Genomic DNA, 5,891 nt, shown 5'->3' with positions numbered 1-5,891 from the left:
CGCATCAGGAGGTGCCCTTCGAGCGGTTGGTGGAGGAGCTGCAGCCCGAGCGCGACATGAGCCGCGGCCCGCTCTTCCAGGTGATGTTCGTGCTGCAGAACGCGCCGGGCGGAGCGGTGAAGCTGCCGGGGCTGACGCTGGAGGCGGCCGAGTCGTCGGGCAAGACGGCCAAGTTCGACCTCACCCTCGGCATGGGTGAGTCGACGGAAGGCGGAGTCGGAGGCGCGCTGGAGTTCAACAGCGACCTGTTCGAGCCGGAGACGGTGGAGCGGCTGCTGGGGCACCTGCGGGTGCTGGTGGAGGCAGCGGTCGCGAAGCCCGAGACGCGGCTGGCGGACCTGCCGCTGATGGGTGAGGAGGAGCAGCGCCGACTGGTGCGGGACTGGAGCGGGAAGACCGTGCAGTACCCGCGTGAAGCCGGCCTGCACGAGTTGTTCGAAGCGCAGGCGCAGCGGACGCCGGAAACCATCGCGGTGGAGTCCGCCGGCCAGCGGCTGACGTACGCGCAACTCAACCAGCGCGCCAACCAGCTCGCGCATCACCTGAGGGACATGGGAGTGGGCCCCGAGGTGCGGGTGGGCCTGTGCGTGGAGCGCTCGCTGGAGTTCGTGGTGAGCGTGCTGGGTATCCTCAAGGCCGGTGGTGTGTACGTGCCGCTGGATGCCAGCTACCCGGTGGAACGGCTGGCCTGGATGAAGAGTGAGGCCGGAGTGGCCTTGCTGGTCGCCCAGGACAAGCTGTTGCCGGCCCTCCGCCTGACCGAGGGCGAGCCGGTGGTCCGCGTGGATGCCGACTGGACGTCCATCGCGCGCCAGCCGGAGAGCGCGCCGTCGGTGAAGGTGAGCGGGAGCAACCTGGCGTACGTGATGTTCACGTCGGGAAGCACGGGCAAGCCGAAGGGCGTGGGCGTACCGCACCGGGCGGTGGCCCGACTGGTGCTGGGCGCGGACTACGCACACTTCGGACCAGACGAGGTGTGGCTGCAGCTGGCGCCCATCTCGTTCGACGCCTCGACGCTGGAGCTGTGGGGCGCGCTGCTGCACGGCGCGAAGCTGGTGGTGTACCCGGCGGGCGTGCCCTCCCTGGAGGAGCTGGCACGTACGCTGACGGAGTCCGGCATCACCTCGATGTTCATGACGACGGCCCTGTTCGACCAGATGCAGGCCCGTCAGTCGGAAGCCCTGGGCCGGGTGAAGCAGTTGATGGCGGGCGGTGAGGTGATGCCCGTCGCTCGCGCGAAGGAGCGGCTCGCCGCCGGCAAGCCGTTCAGCAACGTGTACGGCCCGACGGAGAACACGACGTTCTCCACCTGGTACCGCATGGAGCGGCCCGAGGACGTGGGAGCGCCGGTGCCCATCGGCGGCCCCATCTCGAACACGTCCGTGTACGTGCTGGACGCGTGGATGCGTCCGGTCCCAGTGGGAGTGCCGGGCGAGCTGTACGTGGGAGGCGAGGGCCTGGCGGTGGGGTACGTGAACCGTCCGGACCTGACGGCCGATCGCTTCGTGCCCAACCCGTTTGGGGACGGCGAGCGGCTGTACCGCACCGGAGACGTGGTGCGGTGGAGGGGCGAGGGGAAGCTGGAGTTCATCGGCCGCCGCGACGGACAGGTGAAGGTGCGCGGCTTCCGCATCGAGCTGGGCGAGGTGGAGTCGGCGCTGGCGCAGCACGCGGGCGTCAACGAAGCCATCGTCGTGGCCCGGGAGGACGGGGCCGAGGGCAAGCGGCTGGTGGCGTACGTGACGGCGAAGGAGGGAGTCGCACTGGACGCGGCCTCCCTGCGCGCGCACGCGAAGCAACGGCTGCCGGAGTACATGGTGCCCTCGGCATACGTCGTGCTGGACGTGCTGCCGCTGACGCCCAACGGCAAGGTGGATCGCAAGGCCCTGCCGGATCCGAAGGCCTCGCCGACCGCCTCCAGCGCCGAGTACGAAGCGCCGCGGACCCCCACGGAGGAGCTGCTGGTGGGGCTCTTCGCGGAGGTCCTGCGGGTCGAGCGCGTCGGCTCGAAGGACAACTTCTTCGAGCTGGGTGGACACTCCCTGCTGGCGACCCAGGTGGTCTCGCGCATCCGGAGCGCCTTCGGTATCGAGCTCCCGCTGCGTGACCTCTTCGAAGCCCCCACCGTGGCGGCGCTCGCGGAGAAGGTCGAGCACGCGGTGCGCGCGGGCAGCGAGATGCTGGCTCCGCCGCTGCGGCCCCGCGAGGATCGACAGGCGGCGCTCCCGCTGTCGTTCGCGCAGCAGCGTCTGTGGTTCCTGGATCGCCTGGAGCCGGGCAGCGCCTTCTACAACGTGCCCGCGGTGGTGCGCGCGGAGGGCGCGCTGGACGTGGGCGTGCTCCAGCGAAGCTTCGAAGCGTTGGTGCAACGGCACGAGTCGCTGCGCACCACCTTCGGTTCCCAGGGTGGGCGGCCCGTTCAGCTCATCGCCTCGGAGCCGCCGCTCGCGTTTCAGCTGAGGGACCTGAGTGTCACTCCGGAGGGAACCCGCGAGGCGGAAGCCCTCCGGTGGGTGGAGCACGAGTCGAGTCAGCCCTTCGACCTGGAGCGGGGCCCGCTGCTGCGGATGACGCTGCTGAAGCTGTCCGAGCAGCAGCACATCCTGGTGCTGGTGATGCACCACATCGTGTCGGACGGCTGGTCGATGGGCGTCCTCGTGCGCGAGGTGGCCGCTCTGTACGAGGCGTTCTCCGAGGGCCGCCCGTCTCCGCTGCCGGAGCTCGCGGTGCAGTACCCGGACTACGCGGTGTGGCAGCGCGACTGGCTGAAGGGCGAAGTGCTGGACGCGCAGCTCGGATACTGGAAGCAGCAGCTCGCGGGAGTGCCGCAGGCACTGGAACTGCCCACGGACCGTCCGCGTCCCGCGGTGCAGACGTTCCGGGGAGGCCATGTGGATGTCCAGTGGCCAAAGGCGCTGTGGGACGGCGCGAAGGCCCTGGCGCAGCGAGAAGGCGCGACGCCGTTCATGGTGCTGCTGGCGGCGTTCCAGACGGTGCTGTCGAAGTACTCGGGACAGGACGACGTGTGCGTGGGCTCGCCCATCGCGGGCCGCACGCAGGCGGAGACGGAGGCCCTCATCGGCTTCTTCGCGAACATGCTGGTGCTGCGCGCGAAGCTGGCGCCCCGGCAGAGCTTCCGTGAGCTGCTGGCGCAGGTGCGTGAGGCGACGCTGGGCGCGTATGCGCACCAGGAGGTGCCGTTCGAGAAGCTGGTGGAAGAGCTGCAGCCCGAGCGCGACCTGAGCCGCAGCCCGCTGTTCCAGGTGACGCTGACGCTTCAGAACACTCCGGTGACGGAGGTGAAGCTGAGGCAGGGACTGAAGCTGTCGGGCGTGGAGTCGGAGGAGAAGACGTCGAAGTACGACCTGTCGCTCGTGGTGGCGGAGGTTCCGGAAGGCGCCTTCGCGGCGGTGAACTACAACAGCGACCTGTTCGACGCGGAGACGATGGAGCGGATGCTCGGGCATCTGCGAGTGCTGCTGGAGTCGGCCGTCGCACAGCCGGAGATGCGACTGGCGGACCTGCCGCTGATGGGCAAGGAGGAACAGCGTCGGCTGGTGTCCGAGTGGAGCGGGACGCGAGTGGAGTACCCGCGCGAGGCGGGCCTGCACGAGCTGTTCGCTGCGCAGGCGCGGCGTACGCCGGAGGCCGTCGCGGTGGAGTACGCCGGGCAGCGGCTGACGTACGCGCAGCTCGACCGCAAGGCCAACCAGCTGGCCAACCACCTGAGGGGAATGGGAGTGGGGCCCGAGGTGCGGGTGGGCCTGTGCGTGGAGCGCTCGCTGGAGCTGGTGGTGAGCGTGCTGGGCATCCTGAAGGCGGGTGGTGTGTACGTGCCGCTGGATGCCAGCTACCCGCTGGAGCGGCTGGGGTGGATGAAGCGCGAGGCCGGAGTGGCCTTGCTGGTGGCGCAGGAGAAGCTGGCGGAGGAGGTGGCCGAAGGCAGCGAGTTGGTGGTGTGCGTGGACGCGGATGCGGACGTCATCGCCCGCCAGCCGGAGAGCGCGCCGTCGGTGAGGGTGAACGGGAGCAACCTGGCGTACGTGATGTTCACGTCGGGAAGCACGGGCAGGCCGAAGGGCGTGGGCGTGCCACACCGAGCCGTGACGCGGCTGGTGCTGAGCAACTCGGGAGTCCAGGGTGCGACGGGCCTCATGGCCACCGGTGTGAGCACCGGCTCCGCTACTGACGCGGCAGCCGACTACGCGCACTTCGGACCGGAGGAGGTGTGGCTGCAGCTGGCGCCCATCTCGTTCGACGCCTCGACGCTGGAAGTCTGGGGCGCGCTGCTGCATGGCGCGAAGCTGGTGGTGTACCCGGCGGGCATTCCGTCGCTGGAGGAGCTGGGCCGGACGCTGGGCGAGTCCGGCATCACGTCCCTGTGGCTGACGGCGGCCCTCTTCGAGCAGATGCAGGCGAGGCAGCCCGACGCGCTGGCGCGAGTGAAGCAGGTGCTCGCCGGTGGCGACGTGCTGCCGGTGACGCGAGTGAAGGAGCGGCTGGCCTCTGGAAACGTGCTCGTCAACGGGTACGGCCCGACGGAGAACACGACCTTCTCCGCGTGCTACCGCATGGAGGGAGTGGAGGAGCTGGGCGCCTCGGTGCCCATCGGCCGTCCCATCACGAATACGTCGGCGTACGTGCTGGACACGTGGATGCGCCCGGTCCCGGTGGGAGTGCCGGGCGAGCTGTACGTGGGAGGAGAGGGCCTGGCGGTAGGGTACGTGGGCCGGCCGGAGCTGACGGCCGAGCGCTTCGTGCCCAACCCGTTCGGCGACGGCGAGCGGCTGTACCGCACTGGCGACAAGGTGCGCTGGAGGAAGAACGGCACGCTGGAGTTCCTCGGCCGCAACGACACGCAGGTGAAGGTGCGCGGCTTCCGAATCGAGCCGGGCGAGGTGGAGACGGCGCTGGCGCAGCACGCGGGAGTCAGCGAGGCCGTCGTCGTGGCGCGGGAGGACGGAGCCGAAGGCAAGCGGCTGGTGGCGTACGTGACGGCGAAGGAGGGCGCGGCACTGGACGTGGCCACGCTGCGCACGCACCTGAAGCAGCGGCTGCCCGAGTACATGGTGCCGTCCGCGTACGTGGTGCTGGACGTGCTGCCGCTGACGCCCAACGGCAAGGTGGACCGCAAGGCGCTGCCCACGCCGGACGCGCCAGTCAGCAACTCCGAGCAGTTCGAGGCGCCGCGCACGGAGACGGAGAAGAAGCTGGCGGCCATCTTCTCGGAGGTGCTGAACGTCGAGCGAGTCGGTCTGCACGACGACTTCTTCGAGCTGGGCGGTCACTCACTCCTGGCCACGCAGCTCGTCTCGCGGGTGCGCGAGACGTTCCGGGTGGAACTGCCGCTGCGCGACGTCTTCGAATCCCCGACGGTGGAGACGATGGCCCGGCGGATGGATGCCGCTGGAAGCCTCCAGGCTCCGCCCTTGAAGCGAGCCTCTCGCGACAGGGCCCTGCCGTTGTCCTTCGCGCAGCAGCGGCTGTGGTTCCTGGACCAGCTGGAGCCCGGCAGCTCGTTCTACAACGTCCCCATCGCCGTGAAGCTGACTGGGACGCTGGATGTCCGTGCGCTGGAACGCAGCTTCGACGCGCTGGTGCGCCGTCACGAGTCGTTGCGCACCACGTTCCGCACCGAGAACGGACTCCCGGTGCAGCACATCGAGCCTGACGCACAGGTGCGCCTGGAGGTGCTGGATCTGGGCAACGTGCCCGAGTCCGCGCGTGCCGAGGAAGCAAGGCGGCTCGCGGAACAAGCCGCACTCCGTCCGTTCGACCTGGAGAGAGGGCCGCTGCTGAGAACGGCCCTGGTGAAGGTGTCGGAGCAGGAGCACGTGCTGGTGCTGGTGATGCACCACATCGTGTCGGACGGCTGGTCGATGGGAATCCTG

At 69.6% G+C, this 5,891-nt stretch carries 1 protein-coding gene; it reads left to right on the top strand.

Annotated elements, in window-relative coordinates; genetic code table 11:
• On the top strand, positions 1-5,891 hold a 5,891-nt coding region (locus tag HG543_RS50595; protein WP_169352165.1), incomplete at both ends, for a non-ribosomal peptide synthetase.

The sequence above is a fragment of the Pyxidicoccus fallax genome (genome assembly GCF_012933655.1).
Classification (GTDB): Bacteria; Myxococcota; Myxococcia; order Myxococcales; family Myxococcaceae; genus Myxococcus; species Myxococcus fallax.
The sequence above is the reverse complement of the archived record's forward strand: the minus strand, read 5'-3'. Positions and strand labels throughout refer to the sequence as shown.